This is a genomic window from Streptomyces sp. SS7, assembly GCF_037993025.1.
GTDB lineage: Bacteria > Actinomycetota > Actinomycetes > Streptomycetales > Streptomycetaceae > Streptomyces.
Window position 1 is genome coordinate 4,174,738 of record NZ_CP141223.1, and the last position, 23,932, is coordinate 4,198,669.

Annotated in this window: 22 protein-coding genes; 7 read left to right on the plus strand and 15 right to left on the minus strand. The window is 71.8% G+C overall.

Going from position 1 to position 23,932, the window contains the following annotated elements; genetic code table 11:
• Positions 1-20 precede the first annotated feature (20 nt).
• From U5640_RS19260 to cseC, 4 genes are all read left to right on the plus strand, one after another.
• Entirely contained in the window at positions 21-563 is a 543-nt protein-coding gene (locus U5640_RS19260) for a SigE family RNA polymerase sigma factor (protein WP_055631904.1), read from the plus strand.
• Complete coding sequence (locus U5640_RS19265) at positions 548-1,234, plus strand: hypothetical protein (protein ID WP_340376997.1); 687 nt, start codon at positions 548-550, stop codon at positions 1,232-1,234. The genes U5640_RS19260 and U5640_RS19265 overlap by 16 nt, the downstream gene beginning before the upstream one ends.
• 259 nt (positions 1,235-1,493) lie before the next feature.
• Positions 1,494-2,192, plus strand: a complete 699-nt coding sequence (gene cseB / locus U5640_RS19270) for a two-component system response regulator CseB (RefSeq protein WP_340376998.1) — start codon at positions 1,494-1,496, stop codon at positions 2,190-2,192.
• Between the two features lie 22 nt (positions 2,193-2,214).
• Positions 2,215-3,549 carry a two-component system sensor histidine kinase CseC gene (cseC, locus tag U5640_RS19275; protein WP_340376999.1) on the plus strand — a complete coding sequence of 445 codons (1,335 nt, stop codon included), beginning with the start codon at positions 2,215-2,217 and terminating at the stop codon, positions 3,547-3,549.
• A gap of 683 nt (positions 3,550-4,232) precedes the next feature.
• Here the strand turns inward: cseC and U5640_RS19280 are convergent.
• Positions 4,233-5,807, minus strand: a complete 1,575-nt coding sequence (locus U5640_RS19280) for an MDR family MFS transporter (protein WP_340377000.1) — start codon at positions 5,805-5,807, stop codon at positions 4,233-4,235.
• Between the two features lie 135 nt (positions 5,808-5,942).
• Here U5640_RS19280 and U5640_RS19285 point away from each other — a divergent pair, with 135 nt between their 5' ends.
• Positions 5,943-6,530, plus strand: a complete 588-nt coding sequence (locus U5640_RS19285; protein WP_340377001.1) for a TetR/AcrR family transcriptional regulator — start codon at positions 5,943-5,945, stop codon at positions 6,528-6,530.
• Between the two features lie 13 nt (positions 6,531-6,543).
• On the opposite strand, the gene U5640_RS19290 is transcribed toward U5640_RS19285, so the two are convergent.
• Positions 6,544-7,113 (minus strand): M23 family metallopeptidase, encoded by a 570-nt coding sequence (locus tag U5640_RS19290; protein WP_340377002.1) that lies wholly within the window; start codon positions 7,111-7,113, stop codon positions 6,544-6,546.
• A 533-nt stretch (positions 7,114-7,646) separates the two neighbouring features.
• Here U5640_RS19290 and U5640_RS19295 point away from each other — a divergent pair.
• Entirely contained in the window at positions 7,647-8,279 is a 633-nt protein-coding gene (locus tag U5640_RS19295) for an HAD family acid phosphatase (protein WP_340377003.1), read from the plus strand.
• A 90-nt stretch (positions 8,280-8,369) separates the two neighbouring features.
• Here the strand turns inward: U5640_RS19295 and U5640_RS19300 are convergent, their stop codons facing one another.
• On the minus strand, positions 8,370-10,895 hold the full coding sequence (locus U5640_RS19300; protein WP_340377004.1) for an ATP-dependent Clp protease ATP-binding subunit: 2,526 nt from the start codon (positions 10,893-10,895) through the stop codon (positions 8,370-8,372).
• 430 nt (positions 10,896-11,325) lie between these two features.
• Here U5640_RS19300 and U5640_RS19305 point away from each other — a divergent pair, with 430 nt between their 5' ends.
• Positions 11,326-12,090, plus strand: coding sequence for an SCO3374 family protein (locus U5640_RS19305; protein ID WP_340377005.1), 765 nt, complete (start codon positions 11,326-11,328; stop codon positions 12,088-12,090).
• Here the strand turns inward: U5640_RS19305 and U5640_RS19310 are convergent.
• From U5640_RS19310 to U5640_RS19365, 12 genes are all read right to left on the minus strand, one after another.
• Positions 12,069-12,404, minus strand: a complete 336-nt coding sequence (locus tag U5640_RS19310; RefSeq protein WP_055631914.1) for an Lsr2 family protein — start codon at positions 12,402-12,404, stop codon at positions 12,069-12,071. The genes U5640_RS19305 and U5640_RS19310 overlap by 22 nt on opposite strands.
• Positions 12,405-12,628: 224 nt before the next feature.
• Positions 12,629-13,186 (minus strand): amino-acid N-acetyltransferase, encoded by a 558-nt coding sequence (locus U5640_RS19315; RefSeq protein ID WP_340377006.1) that lies wholly within the window; start codon positions 13,184-13,186, stop codon positions 12,629-12,631.
• Positions 13,187-13,195: 9 nt separating this feature from the next.
• Positions 13,196-13,630 (minus strand): BlaI/MecI/CopY family transcriptional regulator, encoded by a 435-nt coding sequence (locus tag U5640_RS19320; RefSeq protein WP_340385200.1) that lies wholly within the window; start codon positions 13,628-13,630, stop codon positions 13,196-13,198.
• A 120-nt stretch (positions 13,631-13,750) separates the two neighbouring features.
• On the minus strand, positions 13,751-13,930 hold the full coding sequence (locus tag U5640_RS19325) for a hypothetical protein (RefSeq protein ID WP_340377007.1): 180 nt from the start codon (positions 13,928-13,930) through the stop codon (positions 13,751-13,753).
• Between the two features lie 57 nt (positions 13,931-13,987).
• Positions 13,988-14,674 carry a hypothetical protein gene (locus U5640_RS19330; RefSeq protein WP_340385202.1) on the minus strand — a complete coding sequence of 229 codons (687 nt, stop codon included), beginning with the start codon at positions 14,672-14,674 and terminating at the stop codon, positions 13,988-13,990.
• Positions 14,675-14,782: 108 nt separating this feature from the next.
• Complete coding sequence (locus tag U5640_RS19335; RefSeq protein WP_340377008.1) at positions 14,783-15,580, minus strand: type III pantothenate kinase; 798 nt, start codon at positions 15,578-15,580, stop codon at positions 14,783-14,785.
• A gap of 16 nt (positions 15,581-15,596) precedes the next feature.
• Positions 15,597-16,583, minus strand: a complete 987-nt coding sequence (gene nadC, locus U5640_RS19340) for a carboxylating nicotinate-nucleotide diphosphorylase (protein ID WP_340377009.1) — start codon at positions 16,581-16,583, stop codon at positions 15,597-15,599.
• A gap of 5 nt (positions 16,584-16,588) precedes the next feature.
• Entirely contained in the window at positions 16,589-18,304 is a 1,716-nt protein-coding gene (locus U5640_RS19345) for an L-aspartate oxidase (protein WP_340377010.1), read from the minus strand.
• Positions 18,301-19,314 (minus strand): pantoate--beta-alanine ligase, encoded by a 1,014-nt coding sequence (panC, locus tag U5640_RS19350; protein WP_340377011.1) that lies wholly within the window; start codon positions 19,312-19,314, stop codon positions 18,301-18,303. Before panC ends, U5640_RS19345 begins: the two co-directional genes overlap by 4 nt.
• Positions 19,311-20,258, minus strand: coding sequence for a DUF2520 domain-containing protein (locus U5640_RS19355; RefSeq protein ID WP_340377012.1), 948 nt, complete (start codon positions 20,256-20,258; stop codon positions 19,311-19,313). The genes panC and U5640_RS19355 overlap by 4 nt, the downstream gene beginning before the upstream one ends.
• A 111-nt stretch (positions 20,259-20,369) precedes the next feature.
• Positions 20,370-23,045: an amino acid adenylation domain-containing protein gene (locus tag U5640_RS19360; protein WP_340377013.1), complete on the minus strand. Its 2,676-nt coding sequence runs from the start codon at positions 23,043-23,045 to the stop codon at positions 20,370-20,372.
• Between the two features lie 49 nt (positions 23,046-23,094).
• Entirely contained in the window at positions 23,095-23,919 is an 825-nt protein-coding gene (locus U5640_RS19365; protein WP_340377014.1) for an SDR family oxidoreductase, read from the minus strand.
• Positions 23,920-23,932 lie beyond the last annotated feature (13 nt).

Genomic DNA, 23,932 nt, shown 5'->3' on the forward strand with positions numbered 1-23,932 from the left:
GGTAAACGGAGGGGTTGACCATGGCGCAGGGCGAGGTGCTCGAGTTCGAGGAGTACGTCCGCACCCGGCAGGACGCGCTGCTGCGCAGCGCCCGCCGACTGGTCCCGGACCCGGTCGACGCGCAGGACCTGCTGCAGACGGCGCTGGCGCGGACGTACGGCCGCTGGGAGGGCATCGCGGACAAGCGGCTCGCGGACGCCTATCTGCGCCGGGTCATGATCAACACCCGGACCGAGTGGTGGCGGGCCCGCAAGCTGGAGGAAGTCCCCACCGAGCAGCTCCCGGACGCCTGCATCGACGACTCCACCGAACAGCACGCGGACCGCGCTCTGCTGATGGACGCCATGAAGGTGCTCGCTCCGAAGCAGCGAAGCGTCGTCGTGCTGCGACACTGGGAGCAGATGTCCACGGAGGAGACGGCCGCCGCCCTCGGCATGTCCGCGGGAACGGTCAAGAGCACGCTGCACCGGGCGCTCGCCCGGCTCCGCGAGGAGCTGGAGGCCCGCGATCTGGACGCACGCGCGCTGGAGCGTGAGGAGCGGGAGCGTTGCGCGGCGGCCTGACCGAGGCCGGGCCGACACCGGCCCAGGCAGGGCTCTCAGCGGCCCGAGGCACCTTCCAGGCGGCGATCACGGCGGTGACCGTGCTCGCCGCCCTCGCCCTTTTCGTCTCCGCGTGCGCCACCGGCGGCACCGGCACCCGTGACGAGGGTCCCGCACACGCCGACGCGATGGTCGGTGCCGCGACGATGACGCCCTCGGCCGCGCCCACCCACACCCCCTCCCGGGTGGACGCGGTCCAGCTCGTCAAGGCGGACCCCGAGGTCTCGGTGGAGGTCAAGGGCGCGCTGAAGCCGTGCGTCGGCGACGAGTACCCGGTCGACGTCTCCTACGGCGATCTGACCGGCGGTCCCGTCAAGGACATCGTGGTGAACGTGCTGACCTGCGGCGACGCGGTCGGGGTCGGCTCGTACGTGTACCGCGAGGAGGACGGCCGGTACGAGAACGTCTTCAGGACCGAGGAGCCCCCGGTCTACGCGGAGATAGACCGCGGCGACCTGGTGGTGACCAAGCAGGTGTACGCGAAGGGCGACTCCTTCTCCAGCCCGTCCGGTGAGAACGTGATCACCTACCGCTGGACCAGCGCGGATCGCTTCGTCAAGGAGTTCACCATCCACAACGAGTACAGCAGCAGCGTGGACGGGGACCCGACGCCGGTGCCCGGGACCGGATGACCTCGGGGACCGGCTGACCCCAGGGACCCACTGACCTCGGTTCCGGGCGGGTCGGAAAATTTCTCCGGAACCCGTGAACCGATCGGGCCGCCCGAACCGATCAATGAGTGGGCGCGCCGGGAGTGAACGCGGCGGAGGCCTCCGGCGTCCCTCAAGAGGGGCACCGGAACAGCAGGACGGCGCCCGAGGACACACATCACCGACGCACCGACGACGCACCACCGACGCACCACCGAACACGAGGACTGAGAGCACCGGGATGGCAGACCAGACCCACGTCCTGTTCGTCGAGGACGACGACGTCATCCGCGAGGCCACCCAGCTCGCCCTGGAGCGGGACGGCTTCGTGGTCACCGCGATGCCGGACGGCCTGTCCGGCCTGGACGCGTTCCGCGCCGACCGCCCCGACATCGCCCTGCTGGACGTCATGGTGCCCGGCCTGGACGGCGTCAGTCTGTGCCGGCGCATCCGGGACGAGTCCACCGTGCCCGTGATCATGCTGTCGGCGCGCGCCGACTCCATCGACGTCGTCCTGGGCCTGGAGGCCGGCGCCGACGACTATGTGACCAAGCCGTTCGACGGCGCCGTCCTGGTGGCCCGGATCCGCGCGGTGCTGCGCCGCTTCGGGCACGCGGGCGGCGGGGACCGGACCGAGGACACCGCGCCCGCGGGCGGGGTGCTGACCTTCGGCGACCTGGAGGTCGACACCGAGGGCATGGAGGTGCGCAGGGCGGGTCGGCCGGTGGCCCTGACGCCGACCGAGATGCGGCTGCTGCTGGAGTTCTCCTCCGCCCCGGGCACGGTCCTGTCGCGGGACAAGCTCCTGGAGCGCGTCTGGGACTACGGCTGGGGCGGGGACACCCGCGTCGTGGACGTTCATGTGCAGCGGCTGCGGACCAAGATCGGCCAGGACCGCATCGAGACGGTCCGTGGCTTCGGCTACAAGTTGAAGGCCTGAGCGGGCGGGGGTGTTGAGGGGGATGATCCGGCACCTGGTTCCGGACCGCGCACAGGGCGCGGGCATCCGTACCGGTCTGCGGTGGAAGCTGAGCGCGGCGATCGCTCTGGTCGGCGCGCTGGTGGCGATCGCGCTCAGTCTTGTCGTGCACAACGCGGCCCGGGTCTCGATGCTGGACAACGCGCGCGACCTCGCGGACGAGCGCATCCAGATCGCCCAGCACAACTTCGAGATGACCGGACGGCCCAACTTCCCCCAGATCAAGATCGACGACTCCCGGCTGCCGTCGGAGGTGCGGGAGAAGGTCGCGCAGGGCCGCCGGGTGACGTACGTGTCCGACCGTGCGGGGGGCACGCCGGACATCTGGGCGGCGGTGCCGCTGAAGGACGGGCGGGTGATGTCCCTGCACACCGGTTTCACCGACCGGAGCACCGACATCCTCAACGACCTCGACCAGGCGCTGGTGATCGGCTCGATCGCGGTCGTGTTCGGCGGCAGCGCGCTCGGGGTGCTCATCGGCGGACAGCTCTCGCGGCGACTGCGCAAGGCGGCGGCAGCAGCCCACCAGGTCGCCAATGGCGAGCCTGACGTCCGGGTGCGGGACGCGATCGGCGGGGTCGTCCGGGACGAGACCGACGATGTGGCGAGCGCGGTGGACGCCATGGCCGACGCGCTCCAGCAGCGGCTGGAGGCCGAGCGGCGGGTCACCGCCGACATCGCGCACGAACTGCGCACCCCGGTCACCGGTCTGCTGACCGCAGCCGAGCTGCTGCCGCCGGGCCGGCCGACCGAGCTGGTCCTGGACCGGGCGAAGGCCATGCGCACGCTCGTCGAGGACGTCCTGGAGGTGGCCCGACTGGACAGCGCCTCGGAGCGGGCGGAGTTGCAGGACCTCCTGCTGGGGGAGTTCGTCGAGCGGCGGGTGGCGGCCAAGGACCCGGAGGTGGAGGTGCGGGTCGTCCATGAGTCGATGGTCACGACCGACCCCCGCCGTCTGGAGCGGGTCCTGTTCAACCTCCTCGCCAACGCCGCCCGGCACGGAAAGCCACCGATCCAGGTCACCGTCGAGGGCCGGGTGATCCGCGTCCGCGACCACGGCCCCGGGTTCCCCGAGGACCTGCTGGCCGACGGACCGAGCCGGTTCCGCACCGGCAGCGCCGACCGGGCCGGGCAGGGTCACGGCCTCGGCCTGACCATCGCGGCGGGCCAGGCCCGGGTCCTCGGCGCCCGCCTCACCTTCCGCAACGTCCGCCCGGCCGGCGCGCCGGAACACATACCGGCCGAGGGCGCGGTGGCGGTGCTGTGGCTCCCCGAACACGCACCGACGAACACGGGCAGCTACCCGATGATGCCTTAGGGCCCGCGTCCGGCGGCGTTCGCCGCCGGACGCGGGCGGGCGGGGCGGGGTTCAGTTTCCGGCCGGGGGGCGGCGGGGTTCCGGCCGGGGCCGACTGGGTTCCGGCCGGGGCCGACTGGGTTCCGGCCGGGGCCGACTGGGTTCCGGCTGGGAGGCCAGCGGGGGATCCCGCCCCGAGCCCGGCAAGGTCCCGGCCCGAAGGCCGACGGGGAGCCGACCGAGAGCCCAGCGAAGATCCAGCCGGGAGGTGCCGACAGGGGCCCGGCTGGGGGCAGCTGGGATCCGCCGCCCGGGAAACGGGCGAGGCCCCAGCCGGGAGACCGGCGAGGATCCTGCCCGCAGGCCCGCAGGGTCCCGGCCGGGAGACCCGCAGAACCCCATCCGCAGGCCCGCAGGATCCCGGCCGGGAGACCAGCGAGGCTACGCGGCCCGGTCGGCCCGCGAGGAGCCTGTCCGGAGCCTGGCAAGGTCCCGGACAGGAGGTCGGCGGGGATTCGGCCGGGGGCCCGGCGGGGATTCGCGGGAATCCGGCCGGGAGGCCAGCGAGGTCCCGGCCGAAAGGCCAACGGGGAGCCGGCCGGGAGGTCGGCAGTCGGCGTCGGCGTCGGCGTCGGCGTCGGCGTCGGGATACGCGCCGAAGGCCCCCGGGGCGGACACCCGGGGGCCTTCGTGGGAATGCTCTGTCAGACGGCCTCGACGACCGGCGGAGTCACGGCCGTCGGCTCCTGGTCCGACTTCTGCGGCCCCGCCCCCTTGAGCGGGACCTCCTTGACGAACACGGCGGCGATCAGCGCGGCCACCGCGACGATCGAGCCCAGCAGGAAGGCCGAGTGGGTACCGGCGGACACCGCGTGCTGGTAGGCCTCGCGGGCCGCGGCCGGGAGCTTGGCCAGGCTGGCGGCGTCGAGCTGCGCCGACTGCTCGGTGATCTTCGAGCCGAGGGCACCGGCGCGCTCGGCCATGACGTCCTGGACGCGGTGGTTGAACAGCGCGCCCATGATCGCGACACCGAAGGAGGAGCCGAGCGTACGGAACAGGGTGGTGGAGGACGAGGCGACGCCCATGTCCTTCATCTCCACGCTGTTCTGCGCGACCAGCATGGTGATCTGCATCAGACAGCCCATGCCCAGACCGACGACGGCCATGAAGACACCGGAGGTGAAGCGGGAGGTGCCGGTGTCCATCGTGGACAGCAGGTAGAGGCCGATGACCATCAGGACGCTGCCGACGACGGGGAAGACCTTGTACTTGCCGGTGTTGGTGGTGATGCGACCCGCGACCATGGAGGTGACGAGCATCGCGCCGAGCATCGGCAGGAGCAGCAGCCCGGAGTTGGTGGCGGAGGCGCCCTGTACGGACTGCTGGTAGAGCGGCAGGAACAGGGTGGCGCCGAACATCACGAAGCCGGTGATGAAGCCGATGACGGACATCAGGGTGAAGTTACGGCTACGGAAGATGTGCAGGGGCACGATCGGCTCGGCAGCCCTGGTCTGCCAGAACACGAACCCGATGAGGGAGGCGACGCCGATCCCGATCAGTTCCATGATCCGCGCGGAGCTCCAGGCGTACTCCGTGCCGCCCCAGGTGGTGACGAGGACGATCGAGGTGATGCCCACGGTGAGCAGCACGACACCGAGGTAGTCGATGCCGGCCTTGGCCCGCTTCTTCGGCAGGTGCAGGACGGCGCTGATCGCGGCGAGGGCGATCACACCGAGCGGCAGGTTGATGTAGAAGGACCAGCGCCAGCCCCAGTTGTCGGTGATGGTGCCGCCGACGAGCGGGCCGCCGATCATCGCGAGCGCCATGACGCCGGCCATCATGCCCTGGTACTTGCCGCGCTCACGGGGCGGGATCAGGTCGCCGATGATCGCCATGACGCCGACCATCAGACCGCCGGCGCCGAGGCCCTGCACGGCGCGGAAGCCGATGAGTTCGCCCATGTTCTGGGCCATGCCGCTGAGCGCGGAGCCGATCAGGAAGATCACGATCGAGGTCATGAAGGCGCCCTTGCGCCCGTACATGTCGCCGAGCTTGCCCCAGATCGGGGTGGCCGCGGCGGTCGCGAGGGTGTAGGCGGTCACGACCCAGGAGAGGTGCTCCAGACCCCCGAGTTCGCCGACGATGGTCGGCATCGCGGTGCCGACGATCATGTTGTCCAGCATCGCGAGCATCATCGTGATCATCAGTGCGAGCAGCACGACCCGCACGCTCTTGGGTTGTTTCTCCGGTTCGGTCTCGACCGTCTGGGTGTCCGCCATTGATTCCACTCCCCTGGGCACTGCCTCGGGCCGCCCACTTACTTGCCGCCCGGCTAGTTCACTACACTGAGGAAAGTAGACCTGTCACTAGCCGGTCGTCAAGTAAGTTTCCGTGGGAGCACGAGGAGTACGAGGATGGACGGCACCATGGACGGGACCAAGCAGCAGCGCCGCGGCAACACACGCCAGCGCATCCAGGACGTCGCGCTCGAACTCTTCGCCGAACAGGGGTACGAGAAGACCTCCCTCCGCGAGATCGCGGAGCGGCTGGAGGTCACGAAGGCGGCCCTGTACTACCACTTCAAGACCAAGGAAGAGATCATCGTCAGCATCTTCACGGATCTGACGAAGCCGATCGAAGACCTGATCGAGTGGGGTGCGAGCCAGCCGCACACACTGGAGACCAAGCAGGAACTGGTCCGGCGCTACAGCCGCGCCCTGGCCGAGGCGACCCCGCTCTTCCGCTTCATGCAGGAGAACCAGGCAACGGTACGGGAGCTGCAGATCGGCGACTCGTTCAAGGACCGGATGCGCGGGCTGCGGGACATCATCATCGACCCGGACGCCCCGCTCACCGACCAGGTCCGCTGCGTGAGCGCGATCTTCACGCTGCACGCCGGGATGTTCTTCCTCCAGGACCTCGAAGGCGACCCGGAGGACAAGCGCGCAGCCGTCCTCGAGGTCGCCGTCGATCTCGTGACCCAGGCGCATCAGGGCGCCTGATCGCCCGTCACCGTCAGACGGTCAGCCCGTGGGCGCGCAGGAAGGCGACCGGGTCGATCGCGGAGCCGTAGTTGGCGGTCTTGCGGATCTCGAAGTGCAGGTGGGGACCGCTGGAGTTGCCGGTGTTGCCGGACAGGGCGATGCGCTGACCCGTCTTGACTATCTGGCCGGCCTTCACGTCGATGTGCGACAGGTGCGCGTACTGCGAGTAGGTGCCGTTGCCGTGCTTGATGACGATGGCGTTGCCGTAGGCCGGGCCGTCACCGGCACCGTTGCCGCCGGCCTTGACCACGGTGCCGCCGTGGGCGGCGACGACCTTGGTGCCGCTCGGGACGGCGAAGTCCTGGCCGCTGTGGGTGGACTGCCACATGGCACCGGCCTGGTGGAAGGTCGCGGACTTGGTGTAGTGCGCCACCGGCTTGACCCAGGCGGTGGCGGAGACGGCCGTCTTCGCGGCGGGCACGGCGGCGGACGCCACCCCGCTTCCCAGCACGACCGTGGCACCCAGGGCGGCGGCCCCGACGGCCACGCGGGTGCGGAGCAGGGACGTACGGGAAGAACGGGACGTGACGCGCTGGAACATGAGGACCTCGTGGGTTCGGGGACAGGAGGACCACCCGGCGCGAGAACGCCTGCCGGGTGGGCCATCCCTTGGTAACCCCGAGGGCGATGCGCCCTCAAACGTGTGACGTACGACGGAAGCTAGTACTTCACCCCAGAAATCCCGCCTTCTTGACAGTTGGCCCGAGACGCCCCATTTGGCGCCGATCCATGCCGGAGGCCGGGGAGCCCTTGAGGGTTCCGAGCACTATGTCCTTTTTGCCAGATTTTGCGTTGTCACTATCCGCGCTAGTAGACCACTGATGACCTGTGCCGCTTGTCACCGGCCGCCCGCCGCAAGGGACTTCAGGATGTGACGGGCGCTACTCGCCTGCCCCTTGGGGGACTTGTGACCCCCGTCACGAATGACGCACGGGTCTGTGAGTGGGGTCTCACCGACCCTTACCGTCCAGTAACCCGCAGGTTTCCCCCGGTAACCCGTTGGTTCCCCGCAGGCCATCCCCACAGCACAGCATGCCCACGACAGGCAGGCCAGGACGCGAGAGGACCCCACACATGACCACCACCACCTGGAAGCGCCGCATAGCCATGACGGTCGCGGCGACGGCAGCCGTCACCGCCATGGCCGTCCCGGCGGGCGCCCAGGCGGCTACGGCCACCAGCACCTCCACCGTGGCCTCCACGGCCGCGGAGGACGTCGACTACGCCACCTGGCAGGCCGACTGCCAGTCGGTGATGAACGAGGCCCTGCCCTATCTGAAGGAGCGCATCGCCGCTGCCAAGACCGGCGAGAAGCAGGCGATCGTCTTCGACATCGACAACACGACACTGGAGACCGACTTCGGCTTCAGCTACCCGGCGCCGGCCAACAAGCCGGTCCTCGCCGTCGCCAAGTACGCCCAGGAGCACGGCGTCGCGCTGTTCTTCGTCACCGCCCGGCCGGACATCATCGGCGCGTTCACCGACTACAACCTCAAGTACGTCGGCTACAAGGTCTCCGGGCTCTACGTCCGCAATCTGATCGACCTCTTCAAGGACGTCGCCGCCTACAAGACCGCCCAGCGCGTCGACATCGAGAAGAAGGGCTACACGATCATCGCGAACATCGGCAACAGCGCCACCGACCTCTCGGGCGGCCACGCCGAGAAGACGTACAAGCTGCCGGACTACGACGGACAGCTCTCCTGACGCACGGCTCGCACCCCACGCGACAAAGGGGCTGCCCCCGGGACGCGAGTCCCGGGGGCAGCCCCTTCAGTGCGAGCCGAGCGCGGACGCCTACGCGTCCTTGCTCAGGTTCGGGCCGGCGCCGCCGGCGGCCTGCTCGATCGGCGGGACGTCGGGCAGGGACGACTTCTCCTCGCCGCGGAAGGTGAAGGTCTTGGTCTCACCCTCGCCCTCGGTGTCCACGACCACGATGTGACCGGGACGCAGCTCGCCGAAGAGGATCTTCTCGGAGAGCGTGTCCTCGATCTCGCGCTGGATCGTGCGACGCAGCGGACGCGCGCCCAGCACCGGGTCGTAGCCCTTCTTGGACAGCAGTTCCTTGGCGGACTGGGAGAGCTCGATGCCCATGTCCCGGTCCTTCAGGCGCTCGTCCACCTTGCTGATCATCAGGTCGACGATCCGCAGGATGTCCTCCTGCGTCAGCTGCGGGAAGACGACCACGTCGTCGACGCGGTTGAGGAACTCGGGGCGGAAGTGCTGCTTGAGCTCGTCCGAGACCTTGTTCTTCATGCGCTCGTAGTTGGACTTCGTGTCGCCCGAGGCCGCGAAGCCCAGGTTGAAGCCCTTGGAGATGTCCCGGGTGCCGAGGTTGGTCGTCATGATGATGACCGTGTTCTTGAAGTCCACGACCCGGCCCTGGGAGTCGGTCAGGCGACCGTCCTCCAGGATCTGCAGCAGCGAGTTGAAGATGTCCGGGTGGGCCTTCTCGACCTCGTCGAAGAGGACGACGGAGAACGGCTTGCGGCGGACCTTCTCGGTCAGCTGGCCGCCCTCTTCGTAGCCCACGTATCCGGGCGGGGAGCCGAAGAGACGCGAGACCGTGTGCTTCTCGCTGAACTCCGACATGTCGAGGGAGATCAGCGCGTCCTCGTCGCCGAAGAGGAACTCGGCGAGCGCCTTGGACAGCTCGGTCTTACCGACACCGGACGGGCCGGCGAAGATGAACGAACCACCCGGACGCTTCGGGTCCTTCAGACCGGCACGGGTACGGCGGATCGCCTTGGACAGCGCCTTGACGGCGTCGACCTGGCCGATGACCCGCTTGTGGAGCTCGTCCTCCATGCGCAGCAGGCGGGACGACTCCTCCTCCGTGAGCTTGAAGACCGGGATGCCGGTGGCCGTCGCGAGGACCTCGGCGATCAGCTCGCCGTCGACCTCGGCGACGACGTCCATGTCGCCGGCCTTCCACTCCTTCTCGCGCTTCGCCTTGGCGGCGAGGAGCTGCTTCTCCTTGTCGCGCAGGGAGGCGGCCTTCTCGAAGTCCTGCGAGTCGATCGCGGACTCCTTGTCGCGGCGCACGCCGGCGATCTTCTCGTCGAACTCGCGCAGGTCCGGCGGAGCGGTCATCCGGCGGATGCGCATCCGGGAACCGGCCTCGTCGATCAGGTCGATCGCCTTGTCCGGCAGGAAGCGGTCCGAGATGTACCGGTCGGCCAGGGTGGCGGCCTGGACCAGCGCCTCGTCGGTGATGGAGACGCGGTGGTGGGCCTCGTACCGGTCGCGGAGACCCTTGAGGATCTCGATGGTGTGCGGCAGCGACGGCTCGGCGACCTGGATGGGCTGGAAGCGGCGCTCGAGGGCGGCGTCCTTCTCCAGGTGCTTGCGGTACTCGTCGAGCGTGGTGGCACCGATGGTCTGGAGCTCACCGCGGGCCAGCATCGGCTTCAGGATCGAAGCGGCGTCGATGGCGCCCTCGGCGGCACCCGCACCGACCAGCGTGTGGAGCTCGTCGATGAACAGGATGATGTCGCCGCGGGTGCGGATCTCCTTGAGCACCTTCTTCAGGCGCTCCTCGAAGTCACCGCGGTAGCGGGAGCCGGCGACCAGCGCGCCGAGGTCGAGGGTGTAGAGGTGCTTGTCCTTGAGGGTCTCGGGCACCTCGCCCTTGACGATGGCCTGGGCGAGGCCCTCGACGACGGCGGTCTTGCCGACGCCGGGCTCACCGATCAGGACCGGGTTGTTCTTGGTACGGCGGGACAGCACCTGCATGACCCGCTCGATCTCCTTCTCGCGCCCGATGACCGGGTCGAGCTTGGACTCACGAGCGGCCTGGGTGAGGTTCCGGCCGAACTGGTCGAGGACCAGGGACGTCGAGGGGGTGCCCTCGGCAGGCCCGCCGGCGGTGGCGGTCTCCTTGCCCTGGTAGCCGGAGAGCAGCTGGATGACCTGCTGCCGCACCCGGTTGAGATCAGCGCCCAGCTTGACGAGGACCTGGGCGGCGACGCCCTCGCCCTCGCGGATCAGGCCGAGCAGGATGTGCTCCGTGCCGATGTAGTTGTGGCCCAGCTGAAGGGCCTCGCGGAGCGACAGCTCCAGGACCTTCTTGGCACGGGGGGTGAAGGGGATGTGCCCGGACGGGGCCTGCTGGCCCTGGCCGATGATCTCCTCCACCTGCTGGCGGACCGCCTCGAGCGAAATCCCGAGGCTCTCAAGGGCCTTGGCGGCGACACCCTCACCCTCGTGGATCAGGCCCAGGAGGATGTGCTCGGTGCCGATGTAGTTGTGGTTGAGCATCCGGGCTTCTTCCTGAGCCAGGACGACAACCCGCCGCGCGCGGTCGGTGAACCTCTCGAACATCGTTAATCGCTCCTCAGAGCGGTCAGGCAGTGGGGGGAACTTCCCCTCCCTGTCCTACCGCAGCTTAGTCCCGCAAGCAGGGACCGCTCATTCCAACTGCCGACACCGTCGATGGCCTCCTGACCCCGAACGCCGACATCTGCTCCAACCCGATGGTGCGAGACGATGTTCCCGCAGGCCAGGCAGTTACCCTCACCATCAGTACGCCGATGGCGAACGTGAGACGTCCTTGCCTGCGTGTCGCCCCCTCCCACTAGGGAAGTCTTACCCGCAGCGACGGACTGTCCATGCCGTGCGCACCCTTTCCCTCCGCTACGGGCGAACAACCTTGCGCCTCCCGAGCCCCTTGGTGGCACCGCCGTTCGCCACCGTGCGCGACCATGACGGAACCCAGCGTAACTCCGGGGCTCTTCGGAGGGTTCTACTCGGCATGGTCCCCTCCGTCCCCCTTCCCCGCCGCCCGGACGGGCCGGTCCGCGGCTGGTACGAGAACGTACTGGGGTGGGCGACGGTGCCCGGGGAGCCGGTACGACTTTCCGTGGGCGATCGCTTCGACGTCCTGGAGGTCCCCGCGGAGGCGGGCTTTGCGGCGCTCGGGCGCCGCGCACCGGGCTTCCCGGTGGCCGTGCACGACGGGACGGGCGCGAGCGGGAGAGGCGCACACCGCGGGACCGGCGCAAGCGGCAGACCGGACGGCGGGGACTACGGGCCCGGCAGGGACTACGGGCCCGGCAGGGACTACGGGCCCGGCAGGGACTACGGGCCCGGCAAGGACGACAGGCCCGGCAAGGACGACAGGCCCGGCAAGGACGGCAAGCCCGGTCGGGGCTGCCGGATGCGGCTCCTGGTGGCCGCCGGGAGCGCCGAGGAACTGCCGGGGATCCTCCAGTGGCTGGAGTGGGGCGCACTGCCGCTGGATCTGTCCGCGCTCGGCCGGGGCTCGGTCATGGCGGCGCCTGCGCCGCCGGGGCTCGTCGTCCCGGGCCTCGGGCGCCCTTCGCCGGTGCAGGGGGCCGCCGTGTGGCTGCGGCCCCCCGTGGCGGGGTGCGAGGTCGAGGCCTCGCTGCCGACGGTGTCGGCGTCGGGGGGCGCGAAGGACGCCCCCGATCTCGTGCGGTTGGTGGACACGCTGGCAGCGCACTGTCACCGTGTCCGGCTGCGGCGGCTCGCCGCTCAGCCGTTGGCCTTCTCGTAAGCCTCGCGAATGGTCGCCGGAACACGGCCACGGTCGTTGACCTCGAAACCGTTCTCCTTCGCCCACGCGCGGATCTGAGCGGTGTCCTGGCTGCTGCCGGAAGCGGCACGCGCCTTTCCACGCCCGCCCGAGGCACGGCCTCCGGTACGACGGCCGCCCTTCACATAGGCCTCGAGAAGCCCGCGCAGCTTGTCCGCATTGGCGGTCGTGAGGTCGATCTCGTAGGTCTTGCCGTCCAGCGCGAACGTCACGGTCTCGTCAGCCTCGCCGCCGTCGAGGTCGTCGACAAGAAGGACCTGAACCTTCTGTGCCACCGGATTTCCTTTCATCGATAACGTGAGGGACGGGGGTCCGCGGCGTCCGCCGTTTAGCCGCGCCCTGTTATATGCAGTACTGCAGTACGTCGGAAAGCAAACCGCTTTTGCCGGAAAAACACAAACCCCTGGGAGAGACCGACAGCCCGCCCCTCGCCCGGAAACGTGCGCGTTTCGGACATAGGGCACCGGTCAAGGCCGGTCCGCCGGAATGGGGGCCACGATCACAGATGCAGAAGCATCCGGCTGTTGCCCAAGGTGTTCGGTTTCACTCGTTCGAGTCCGAGGAACTCCGCTACGCCCTCGTCATAGGAACGCATCAGCTCCGTGTAGACATCGGTGTCCACCGGCGTCTCACCGATCTCCACGAAGCCGTGCTTGCCGAAGAAGTCCACTTCGAAGGTCAGGCAGAAAACGCGACGAACGCCGAGCCAGCGCGCGGTGTGCAGCAACTTCTCCAACAACCGGTGGCCCACACCGGAACCCTTCAGGCCGGGCTTCACGGCGAGAGTGCGCACTTCAGCGAGGTCTTCCCACATCACGTGCAGCGCGCCGCAGCCGACGACCTCGGCGTTGTCGTCGCGTTCGGCGACCCAGAACTCCTGGATGTCCTCGTAAAGGGTCACCGTCGCTTTGTCGAGGAGGATGCCGCCGCGGACGTACGCGTCAAGGAGTCGGCGCACGGCGGGGACATCGGCGGTGCGGGCCCGCCGGACGGTGATGGCTTTAGCGCTGACTTCGAGGTTCTCGGGGTTCTCGCCGACGGGGCTCTCTGCGGACATGTGCGGACGCTATCGCCCGCCGCCCCCGGATGCCGAGGCGGGGTTGTCCCCGGCGGTGCCGGCGGATGCGGCTTCGGACGTTTCGGGACCTTGGACGATGCGTACGGCGTCGCGCAGTGCCTGTCGCTGTTCGTCGCTCATCATCCCGAAGAAGGCGACGAGGGCGGCGGCGGGGTTGTCGCTCTGCGCCCAGGCGTCGTTCATGAGGGCGGCGGCGTAGGCGGCGCGGGTGGAGACCGCCTCATATCGATAGGCCCGGCCTTCGGCCTCGCGGCGCACCCAGCCCTTCTGATGGAGATTGTCCAAAACGGTCATCACCGTGGTGTAGGCGATGGACCGTTCACGCTGAAGGTCTTCCAGGACTTCCCGAACGGTCACCGGGCGGTTCCACTTCCACACCCGCGTCATGACCGCGTCTTCGAGTTCTCCCAATGGGCGAGGCACCCTCAGCACAATAGTGGGAGATCTCGGCAATCGCGTGCCGGACGTGCGCTTACCCTGCCGAACAGGCACAAAAAGGGCGTACGACTCCGGGGGAAGCCGTACGCCCAGGAGGGGCGGGGGTCAGGCGTCGGTGCCCGCGGGGGCCTGGCCGGCGCCCTGCGTGCGGGCGAGGGCGGCGTCGACGGCCGCGTCCTCCTTGGCCTTGTTGGCGCCCCCCTGGCTCTTCACGATCACCCTGATCACACCGACGAAGAACACGGCCATGACGACGGGGGGCACCAGCGCGGAGACATAGTCCATGGCTCCAGGGTAGCCACGGGCGCACGGGACTCCGGGCCGGGGTCGGACCGGCGCGTCTCAGCCGACGGCCAGGGTCCGCTGCTCCGGTTCGGCGGGCGGCGGCGCGGGGGCGGCGGGTCTGCGGCGCGGGAAGACCTCGCCCGGGGTGGGGACGGGGCGGCGGCCCGGCTCGGGGGCGGGCCGTTTCACGGGACCGGGAGCCGGTGCGGCGGGCCGCTCGGCGGGCTTCTTGCGGGGCTCCTCGCGCGGTGCGTCGTCGGAGCCGGTCGCCGGCGCGCCGTCGGCCTCGGCACAGCGGCCCCCCGGAAGGGCGAGGAGGCGCGTACGGGACGCCGGGACCAGGGGGGCGGCCGCGGAGGCCTGGCGGGGCGTGCGGCACGCCAGGCGGGCCCGTACGTCCTGTTCGGCGAGCACCTGGCAGCGGGCCAGGAGGGCGGCGGCGGCCGGATCGTGCCGCAGGGTGCGCAGCGCGGCGAGGTCCTCGGGGCCGGGCCGGTGCCCCGTGGCCAGGACCTCCTCCAGGAGCGGGAGGTAGCCGGCGGCGGCGCCGGGCAGGGCGGCGCGGTACCGGCCGAGGTCGGCCACCAGGAAGGCCCGCAACCGGGCGGCCTCGGCCAGGGCCTCGTCGAGGGACTCGGCTAGGCGATGGCAGTCCTGGACGTCCGCGTCGCTGGCGGGGCCGGGGTGCAGGGCGAGGGCGAGGGCGCGGCGGAGCACGCGCAGCTCCTCCGCGCCGAACGCCATGCCGCCGCGGGATCCGTATGGCGTGGGCATGCGCCGACGATACGCGCTAATCGGACAAATTCGACATAGGGGGCAGGTGTGGCGCGCGTGAATCCGCCCCCCGGCCGGTCACATGCGGGAGACGTTCCGCTCGTACACCAACCGCAGCCCGATCAGCGTCAGCCACGGCTCGTGCTCGTCGATCACCGACGACTCGCCGAGGACCATGGGCGCGAGGCCGCCCGTCGCGATCACGGTGACGTCATCGGGGTCCTCCGCCAGCTCACGGGCCATCCGGGTGACCACCCCGTCGACCTGGCCCGCGAAGCCGTAGACGATGCCGGACTGCATCGCCTCGACCGTGTTCTTGCCGATCACGCTGCGCGGCCGGGCCACCTCGATCTTGCGGAGCTGGGCCGCCTTGACGCCGAGGGCCTCCACGGAGATCTCGATGCCCGGGGCGATCACCCCGCCCACGTACTCGCCGCGCGCGCTGACCGCGTCGAACGTCGTCGCCGTGCCGAAGTCGACGACGATCGCCGGGCCGCCGTAGAGCTCGTTCGCGGCGACCGCGTTGATGATGCGGTCGGCGCCGACCTCCTTGGGGTTGTCGAAGAGGATCGGCACCCCGGTCTTGACGCCCGGTTCGACGAGGATCGCGGGGACGTCGCCGTAGTAGCGGCGGGTCACCTCGCGCAGTTCGTGCAGCACCGAGGGGACGGTCGCGCAGATCGCGATGCCGTCGATGCCGTCGCCCAGCTCCACGCCCAGCAGCGGGTGCATGCCCATCAGGCCCTGCAGCAGGACCGCGAGCTCGTCGGCCGTACGGCGGGGGTCGGTCGAGATCCGCCAGTGCTCGACGATCTCCTCACCGTCGAACAGGCCGAGCACCGTGTGGGTGTTCCCCACGTCGATCGTCAGCAGCATGACCGGTACCCGCTCCCTACTCCGCGTCCCGCAGATCCAGGCCGATGTCCAGGATCGGCGAGGAGTGGGTGAGGGCGCCGACGGCCAGGAAGTCGACGCCGGTGTCGGCGTAGGCCTTGGCGTTCTCCAGGGTCAGCCGGCCCGAGGCCTCCAGCAGGGCCCGTCCGCCGACGATGCCCACCGCCTCGGCGCACTCGCCCGGGGTGAAGTTGTCCAGCAGGATCAGGTCGGCGCCCGCGTCGACGACCTCACGGAGCTGGTGCAGGGTGTCGACCTCGACCTCGATCGGCACGTCCGGGAAGGCCTCCCGCACGGCCGTGAAGGCCTGGGCGACCCCACCCGCCGCGACGACGTGGTTGTCCTTGACGAGGGCCGCGTCCGACAGCGACATGCGGTGGTTGACGCCGCCGCCCGCGCGGACCGCGAACTTCTCCAGGGAGCGCAGGCCCGGCGTGGTCTTGCGGGTGTCCCGCACGCGTGCCTTCGTGCCGTCCAGGGCGTCCGCCCACGCGCGCGTGGCCGTCGCGATCCCCGACAGCCGGCACAGCAGGTTCAGGGCACTGCGCTCGGCGGTCAGCAGGTCGCGCGTGCGGGTCGTCACCGACAGCAGCTTCTGGCCCGCCTCCACCCGGTCGCCGTCCTCGACGTGCCGCTCGACCTCGAACTCGTCGGTGCAGACCACCGAGACGACGGCCTCGGCGACCCGCAGGCCGGCGACCACGCCCGCCTCACGCGCGGTGAAGTCGGCGGTGGCCACCGCCTCCTCGGCGATGGTCGCGACCGTCGTCACGTCCACGCCGTGCGCCAGGTCCTCCTGGATGGCGACGTTGGCGATGTCCTCGACCTCGACCGGGTCGAGCCCGGCCTCGGCCAGGAGCTGGGCGAGCGCGGGGTCGAGACCGCACTCGAGGTATTCCTCGTCGCCGAGGTCGCCCTCTGCGCCGCAGGCGCAGCCGTCGCCGCAGCCGCCGGTCGGGGCGAGGGGGAGGTCGTCGGTGCTCACGTGTGTCACTGCTCCTGCTGGTGCTGCCGGGTCGGGGGGAAGTCTGCGGTATCGGTGGTGTGTACGGCGAGGGACCGGTCCGGATTCAGCCGTACGACGATATGACGGCGCCACGCCGCGTCGTCGCGGCCGGCGTGGTCCTCGCGCCAGTGGCAGCCGCGCGTCTCCTCGCGCAGCGCGGCGGCGGCGACCAGGACGCGGGCCACGCACAGGAGGTTGGTGGACTCCCAGGTGTCCACGCCGGGCTCGGCGGTCTTGCCGTTCTCGTCCAGCGCGTCCCGGGCCTCGGCGTGCAGGCGCTGAAGCTGGTTGGCGGCCTTGGCCAGGGACTCGGCGGAGCGCAGCACCCCGGCGCCCTCGGTCATGATCCGCTGGATCGCGAACCGGGCCTCGGCGCCGAGCAGCGGGTGGGCGGGCCGGAGCGGGTGCTCCACGGGGGCGGGCACGCGCGCGTGCAGCGCGTGGCCGGCGTGGGTGTCGGCGATGTCGGCGGCGATCCGCTCGGCGTAGACCAGGCCCTCCAGGAGGGAGTTGGAGGCGAGCCGGTTCGCGCCGTGCACCCCGGTGCAGGCGACCTCGCCGCACGCGTACAGGCCCGGGACGGTCGTGCGGCCCCGTGAGTCGGTGCGCACCCCGCCGGAGGCGTAGTGGGCCGCAGGGGCTATCGGGATGGGCTCGTGGACGGGGTCGATGCCGTGGGCGCGGCAGGCGGCGAGGATCGTGGGGAAGCGGTGCTCCCACATCTCGGCGCCGAAGTGCCGGGCGTCGAGGAACATCTGCTCGGCGTCCTGCTCCTGCATCCGGCGCATGATGCCCTTGGCGACGATGTCCCGGGGCGCCAGCTCGGCGAGTTCGTGCTGCCCGAGCATGAAGCGCACGCCGTCCGCGTCCACCAGGTGGGCGCCCTCGCCGCGCACGGCCTCGGAGACCAGCGGCTGCTGGCCCTCCGCGTCCGGGCCGAGGAACAGCACGGTCGGGTGGAACTGCACGAACTCCAGGTCGCTGACCTCCGCACCGGCCCGCAGCGCGAGCGCCACGCCGTCGCCCGTCGACACGGACGGGTTGGTGGTCGCGGAGAAGACCTGGCCCATGCCGCCGGTGGCGAGCACGACCGCCGGGGCGTGCACGGCGCCCACGCCGTCGTGCTGGCCCTCGCCCATCACGTGCAGGCTGACGCCCGCCGTGCGGCCGTCGGCGTCGGTGAGCAGGTCCAGGACGAGGGCGTTCTCGATGGTCCGTACGCCCCGCGCGCGGGCGGCCTCGACGAGCGCGCGGGAGATCTCGGCGCCGGTGGCGTCGCCGCCCGCGTGGGCGATCCGGCGCCGGTGGTGGCCGCCCTCGCGGGTGAGCTCCAGGGCGCCCTCGGCGGACTCGTCGAAGTGCGCGCCGGTCTCGATCAGCCGCCGTACGGCGTCCGGGCCCTCGGTGACGAGGATGCGGACGGCGTCCTCGTCGCACAGGCCCGCGCCCGCCACCAGGGTGTCGTCCAGGTGCTGCTCGGGGGTGTCGCCCTCGCCGAGTGCCGCGGCGATGCCGCCCTGCGCCCAGCGGGTGGAGCCGTCGTCGAGCCGGGCCTTGGTGACGACGACGGTGTTCAGGCCTGCGGCCTCGCAGCGCAGGGCCGCGGTGAGCCCGGCCACGCCGGAGCCGACGACCACCACGTCGGCGGAGATCGACCAGCCCGGGGCGGGCGCGTGCAGTCGTATGCCTGTGCTGGTCACGAGGCGGCTCCGAAGGATCCGAAGGTGAGGGGGAGGTTGTCGATCAGCCGGGTCGTCCCGACCCTGGCGGCGACGGCGAGCACGGCCTCGCCGGTGAAACCGTCCCCGCCGTCGCCGATCTCCGTGAAGTCGGACGGGTCGACGAGGGCGAGGTAGTCGAGTTCCAGCGGCGGGTCCAGGTGCGCGGCCTCGTCGAGGACCAGCCGGGCGGCCGCGCGGACGGCGGACGGACCGCCCGGGGCGGCCTGGGCGACGGCGTGGGCGTCGGCCGCCGCGCGGGACTCGCCGAGGGCACTGAGCGCCTCGGCACGCGCGTGCGTGGCGGGCACCTCACGCGCGCGTGCCCGCAGCGCCTCCTGGGCGGCGTGCCGGTCGCGGCCGGCGAACAGGGCCGCCGAGAGCGCGAGCGCGGTGCGCCGCTGCGGCGCGGAGAGGTAGCGGTTGCGGCTGGACAGGGCGAGTCCGTCGTCCTCGCGGACGGTGGGGACGCCGACGATCTCGACGCCGAAGTTGAGGTCCCGGACCATCCGGCGGATCAGGGCGAGCTGCTGGGCGTCCTTCTGGCCGTAGAGCGCCACGTCGGGCCGGGTGAGGTGGAGCAGCTTGGCGACGACGGTGAGCACGCCGTCGAAGTGGCCGGGGCGCGAGGCGCCCTCCAGCCGCTCCCCCATCGGGCCGGCGCTGATCCGGACCTGGGGTTCGCCGCCGGGGTAGACCTCGTCCACGGCCGGGGCGAACACGGCGTCCGCGCCCGCCTCGCCGGCGATCTTGAGGTCGGCGTCGAGGGTGCGCGGATAGCGGTCGAGGTCCTCGCCCCGGCCGAACTGGAGCGGATTGACGAAGACGGTGACGACGACCTCGCCGTCCGGCCCGGCGAGTTGGCGGGCGGTGCGGATCAGCGTGGCGTGGCCCTCGTGCAGGGCGCCCATCGTCATCACGACGGCCCGGCGGCCTCCGCGCGCGCGGGCGGACAGTTCGGCGGCGGTGCGCAGGAGGGTGGGGGTGGTCATCCGGCGTCTCCTTCGGGGCCGGCGGTGCCCGGGGCGCCGTCGGCCCGGCCCGCGAGGACGCCGAGGAGGTCCTCGGCCAGTTCCGGCTTGAGCAGTCCGTGGGCGAGCGCGCGGTCGGCGGTCGCCCGGGCCATCGCCAGGTACCCGGCGACGGTCTGCGGGGCGTGCCGGCGCAGCTCGGCGACGTGCGCGGCGACCGTGCCGGCGTCACCACGGGCGACGGGGCCGGTCAGCGCGGCGTCGCCGGAGCGCAGCGCGTTGTCGAGGGCGGCGCCGAGGAGGGGGCCCAGCATCCGGTCGGGGGCGGCGACGCCCGCCGCCCGCAGCAGCTCCATGGACTGGGCGACCAGGGTGACGAGATGGTTGGCGCCGAGGGCGAGGGCCGCGTGGTAGAGCGGGCGGTTCTCCTCGGCGATCCACTCGGGTTCGCCGCCCATCTCGATGACGAGGGCCTCGGCGGCCAGCCGCAGTTCGTCGGGGGCGGTGACGCCGAAGGAGCAGCCGGCGAGGCGCTGGACGTCCACGGGCGTGCCGGTGAACGTCATCGCCGGGTGCAGGGCCAGGGGCAGCGCGCCGGCGCGCAGGGCGGGTTCGAGGACCTGGGCGCCGTAGCGGCCGGAGGTGTGCACCAGGAGCTGCCCGGGCCGTACGGCGCCGGTCTCGGCGAGGCCCTGCACCAGGCCGGGCAGGGTGTCGTCGGGGACGGTGAGCAGCACCAGGTCGGCGTGGCGGAGCACCTCGGCGGGCGGCACCAGCGGCACGTCGGGCAGCAGCAGCGCGGCCCGCCGCCGGGAGGCGTCGGAGACTCCGGAGACGGCCACCGGGCGGTGTCCGGCGAGCTGGAGGGACGCGGCCAGGGCGGGCCCCACGCGGCCGGCGCCGACGACACCGACGGTGAGCCGCGCGGGGCGGTCCCTGGGGTCTGGTTGTTGAAATGCACTCACGCGAGGGCGGCCTTCCCGTTCCAGTCCGCGCGGGGTACCGGACGATTTCTCGTCATGTTAACGCGATTGGGGTTCGGGACGGCCCGCCCGTCTCGCGGCGGGGCCGGGGCGTCAGCCGGTGAGGGCCCGGATCGTGGGGGTGCGGTAGAGGTCGCGCAGCGGTACGGCGGTGAGTCCGCGGGCGCGCAGGGCGGCACTGACACGGACGGCGAACAGGGAGTTTCCGCCGAGCTCGAAGAAATCGTCGTCGAGACCGACGGGGGTGCCGAGGACGGATGCCCAGATCTCCTGCAGGGCGTCGGCGAGACCAGTGTCACGTACCGGGGCGGGGGTCTGCGGGGCGGCCGGCCCGGCGGCCGGGGAGCGCAGCGGGGCGGGGAGCCGGTCCGCGTCCAGCTTGCCGTTGGTGGTGAGGGGGAGGGCGTCGAGAGGGGTGACGGTCGCCGGGACCATGTGCTCGGGAAGGATCGCGGCGGCGCGCTTGCGGATGCCCTGCGGGTCGGCGGCCGAGGGACCCCCGGCGGGTACGACGTAGGCGTCCAGACGGGCCGTGGCCGGGTCGGCGGGGTCGTCGCGGCGGACGACGACGGCCGCGGCGGTGACGGCGGGGTCCTCCAGGAGCACCGAGCGGATCTCGTCGAGCTCGATGCGGAAGCCCCGGATCTTGACCTGGCTGTCGATCCGGCCGAGGTGTTCGAGCCGCCCGTCGGGGCGGAGCCGGCCGAGGTCGCCGCTGCGGTAGAGCCGGGCGGAGGGCTCTTCGGCGTACGGGTCCGGGAGGAAGCGTTCGTCGGTCAGTGCGGGCCGGTCGAGGTAGCCGGCGGCGACGCCCGCGCCGCCCACCAGGATCTCGCCGGTGACGCCGGGCGGCACGAGCCGGCCGCGCCCGTCGGTGACGTACAGGTGCCAGCCGGGCAGGGCGGGGCCGACGGAACGGGAGCCGGCGAGGGCGAGCGCGCGGGTGACGGTCTGGGCCGTGACGTGCACGGTCGTCTCGGTGATGCCGAACATGTTGACCGTGCGACAGGCGGTTTCGGGGTGCCGGTCGAACCAGGGCAGCAGCATGCGGCTGTCCAGGGGTTCGCCGCCGAACACCACCAGCCGGACCGGCAGCGCGGCGTGGTCGGTCCGCAGCAGCTGGGAGAACGCGGACGGGGTCTGGCTGAGCACCGTGACCCGGCGCTCCAGGAGGAGGTCGCGGAAGTCCTCGGGCTCGCGGCTGACGAAGTACGGCACCACGACGAGCCGTCCGCCGGTCAGCAGGCAGCCCCAGATCTCCCACACCGAGAAGTCGAAGGCGGCGGAGTGGAAGAGGGTCCAGGTGTCGTCGGGGCCGAGCCGGTAGGTGTCCCGGGTGGCGTCGATCAGGGCGGTCACGTTGCGGTGCGGCACCAGCACGCCCTTGGGGCGGCCCGTGGAGCCGGAGGTGTAGATGACGTACGCGGGGTCGTCCGGGGCGGGGTCGGGGAGGGGGGCCGGGGTGGCCTCGGCCAGTTCGCCGGGGGTGACGAGGGCGACCCCGTCCGCGCGCGGGAACGCGGCGAGGCGGGTCACCACGAGGTTCAGCCCGGCGTCCCCGACGGTGTGGGCGAGCCGCTCGGCCGGGTAGGCGGGGTCGGTCGGCACGTACGCCGCACCCGCCCGGACCACGCCGAGCAGGGTGACCACGAGTTCCGCGGTGCGCTCCAGACAGACGCCGACCCGGTCGCCGGGGCGGACGCCGTGGGCCAGCAGCCCGGCCGCGATCCGGGCGGACCGTTCGTCCAGTTCCCGGTAGGTGAGGTCGGTGGTGCCGTCGCAGAGGGCTACGGCGTCGGGGGTGGCGGCGGCGATCCGCGCGAACGCCGCGGGCAGCGTGTCCGGTGCGGAGCGCGACGCCACGGCGGGCCGGCCGAGCCGGGCCACCCGCGACCGTTCCTCGGCATCCAGCAGTTCCACGTCCGCGACCGTCGTCTCCGGGGCGAGGGCTGCCTGCCGGCAGACCGTGGCGTAGTGCCGGGTGAAGCCCTCGGCGACCGCCGCCGAGACATGGCTGTGCCGGTAGTGGCAGGTGAGACGGGTGCCGCCGGAGGGGAGGGGCGAGAGGGCGAACGTGAGGGGGAAGGGCGGGGCGAGGCAGGCGAGACGGCCGGCCGGGGCCGCGTCGCCGTCGTCGAGGAGCCCCGCGAGCACCGCCCCGGTCACCCGCCGCGGTTGCGTCCGGGCCAGCTCGCGCAGGGTGGCCGAGTCCGGCAGTTCGTACCGCAGGGGCCCGGTCCGGTCGGTGGCGACCGTCGCCGAGCCGGTCCGGCCGTGGCCGTCGTAGCGGGCGAGGGTCAGCGCCAGGGCGGGCAGACCCGGTGCGGTGCACGGAAAGGGCAGGTCCAGGGCGTAGCTGCCGCAGGTCGTGGCGGACGGGTCGCCGCCACCCCAGTCGGGGGCGTCGGCCGGGGCCGGGAACGGGGCGCGGTCGGCGGCGGGTGCGGGGCACGGGGCAGGCGGGCGCTCCCCCGTCAGCACCTCCGTCAGCCGGCGCAGCCCCGCCCCGTCCAGGCGGTCGCGGTGGGCGACGAGGACCAGGTCCGCCGTGCCGTCGCCGTACCGCAGCAGGACGCAGCGCACGTCCCGTTCGACCGGGCGGCGCAGTTCGGCCTCGCGGCGGCGTACGGCGAGCGGCTCGCCCGGGGCGGCCGGGACGTCGTCCGTCCACAGCCGCCAGGGGCCCGCCGCGGCCAGCCGGTCCCGCAGTCGTCGTACGTCCGTCCCGGTCACCGGGACACGGACGGCATGGCACTGTGCACCCGGCACGGGTGACCTCCCCTGTTGCTGGACCTGATCCTGTTGCTGCCCGTGGCGTTCAGCGCGCGGAGAACCCGCCGTCGACCGTCAGGGTCGTCCCGGTGACCTGCCGGGCGTCGTCGGAGAGGAGGTGGACGACGGACGCCGCCACGTCCTCCGGTTCGATGAGCGCGTTCATCGGCTGGGCGGCGACGAACTCCTCCTCGTGCTCGCCCACCGGTACGTCGAGGGCGCGGGCGATCTCGGCGAGCATCCGCCCCTCGGCGGCCGGGTCGTCGCGGACCGAGCCGGGGCAGACGGCGTTGACGCGCACCTTGCGGGGGGCGTAGTCGAGGGCCGCCGCCCTGGTGAGCCCGATCAGGCCGTGCTTGGCGGCGACGTACCCGGCGAAGTGCCGGTAGCCGACCAGGCCCGCCGTGGAGGCCACGTTGACGATGCTGCCCGAGCGGCGGGCGCACATGGCCTTGCCGACGGTACGGATCATCCGCCAGGCACCGGAGAGGTCGACGTCGATCATCAGCGCCCACTCCTCCTCGCCGATCTCGTGCGCGGGGCGGCCGGAGGGCGCCGCGATGCCCGCGTTGTTGACGACCCCGTCGAGGGCGCCGAACCGGTCCCCGGCGAGCGCCACCGCCTCCTCGACGGACCGGAGGTCGCGGACGTCGCAGCGGGCGGTCAGCACGGCCGAGCCCGCCTCCCGGCACAGGGCCGCGGTGTGCTCCAGCTGCCCCTCGGTGCCCAGCGGATACGGCACCCCGGGCAGGTCGCCGCAGATGTCGAGGAGCGCCAGGTCGGCGCCCTCGGCCGCGCACGCCACCGCGGTGGCCCGCCCGAGCCCGCGGGCCGCCCCGGTGACGACGACGGTCTTCCCTGTCAGACGCATGGCCCGCTCCCTC

Excerpts from the sequence above, each read along its gene's own strand:
- U5640_RS19260 (WP_055631904.1), top strand. The coding sequence starts at position 21 with ATGGCGCAGGGCGAGGTGCTCGAGTTCGAGGAGTACGTCCGCACCCGG.
- cseB (WP_340376998.1), top strand. The coding sequence starts at position 1,494 with ATGGCAGACCAGACCCACGTCCTGTTCGTCGAGGACGACGACGTCATC.
- cseC (WP_340376999.1), top strand. The coding sequence starts at position 2,215 with ATGATCCGGCACCTGGTTCCGGACCGCGCACAGGGCGCGGGCATCCGT.
- U5640_RS19280 (WP_340377000.1), bottom strand. The coding sequence starts at position 5,807 with ATGGCGGACACCCAGACGGTCGAGACCGAACCGGAGAAACAACCCAAG.
- U5640_RS19285 (WP_340377001.1), top strand. The coding sequence starts at position 5,943 with ATGGACGGCACCATGGACGGGACCAAGCAGCAGCGCCGCGGCAACACA.
- U5640_RS19290 (WP_340377002.1), bottom strand. The coding sequence starts at position 7,113 with ATGTTCCAGCGCGTCACGTCCCGTTCTTCCCGTACGTCCCTGCTCCGC.
- U5640_RS19295 (WP_340377003.1), top strand. The coding sequence starts at position 7,647 with ATGACCACCACCACCTGGAAGCGCCGCATAGCCATGACGGTCGCGGCG.
- U5640_RS19300 (WP_340377004.1), bottom strand. The coding sequence starts at position 10,895 with ATGTTCGAGAGGTTCACCGACCGCGCGCGGCGGGTTGTCGTCCTGGCT.
- U5640_RS19305 (WP_340377005.1), top strand. The coding sequence starts at position 11,326 with ATGGTCCCCTCCGTCCCCCTTCCCCGCCGCCCGGACGGGCCGGTCCGC.
- U5640_RS19315 (WP_340377006.1), bottom strand. The coding sequence starts at position 13,186 with ATGTCCGCAGAGAGCCCCGTCGGCGAGAACCCCGAGAACCTCGAAGTC.
- U5640_RS19325 (WP_340377007.1), bottom strand. The coding sequence starts at position 13,930 with ATGGACTATGTCTCCGCGCTGGTGCCCCCCGTCGTCATGGCCGTGTTC.
- U5640_RS19330 (WP_340385202.1), bottom strand. The coding sequence starts at position 14,674 with ATGGCGTTCGGCGCGGAGGAGCTGCGCGTGCTCCGCCGCGCCCTCGCC.
- U5640_RS19335 (WP_340377008.1), bottom strand. The coding sequence starts at position 15,580 with ATGCTGCTGACGATCGACGTGGGGAACACCCACACGGTGCTCGGCCTG.
- panC (WP_340377011.1), bottom strand. The coding sequence starts at position 19,314 with ATGACCACCCCCACCCTCCTGCGCACCGCCGCCGAACTGTCCGCCCGC.
- U5640_RS19365 (WP_340377014.1), bottom strand. The coding sequence starts at position 23,919 with ATGCGTCTGACAGGGAAGACCGTCGTCGTCACCGGGGCGGCCCGCGGG.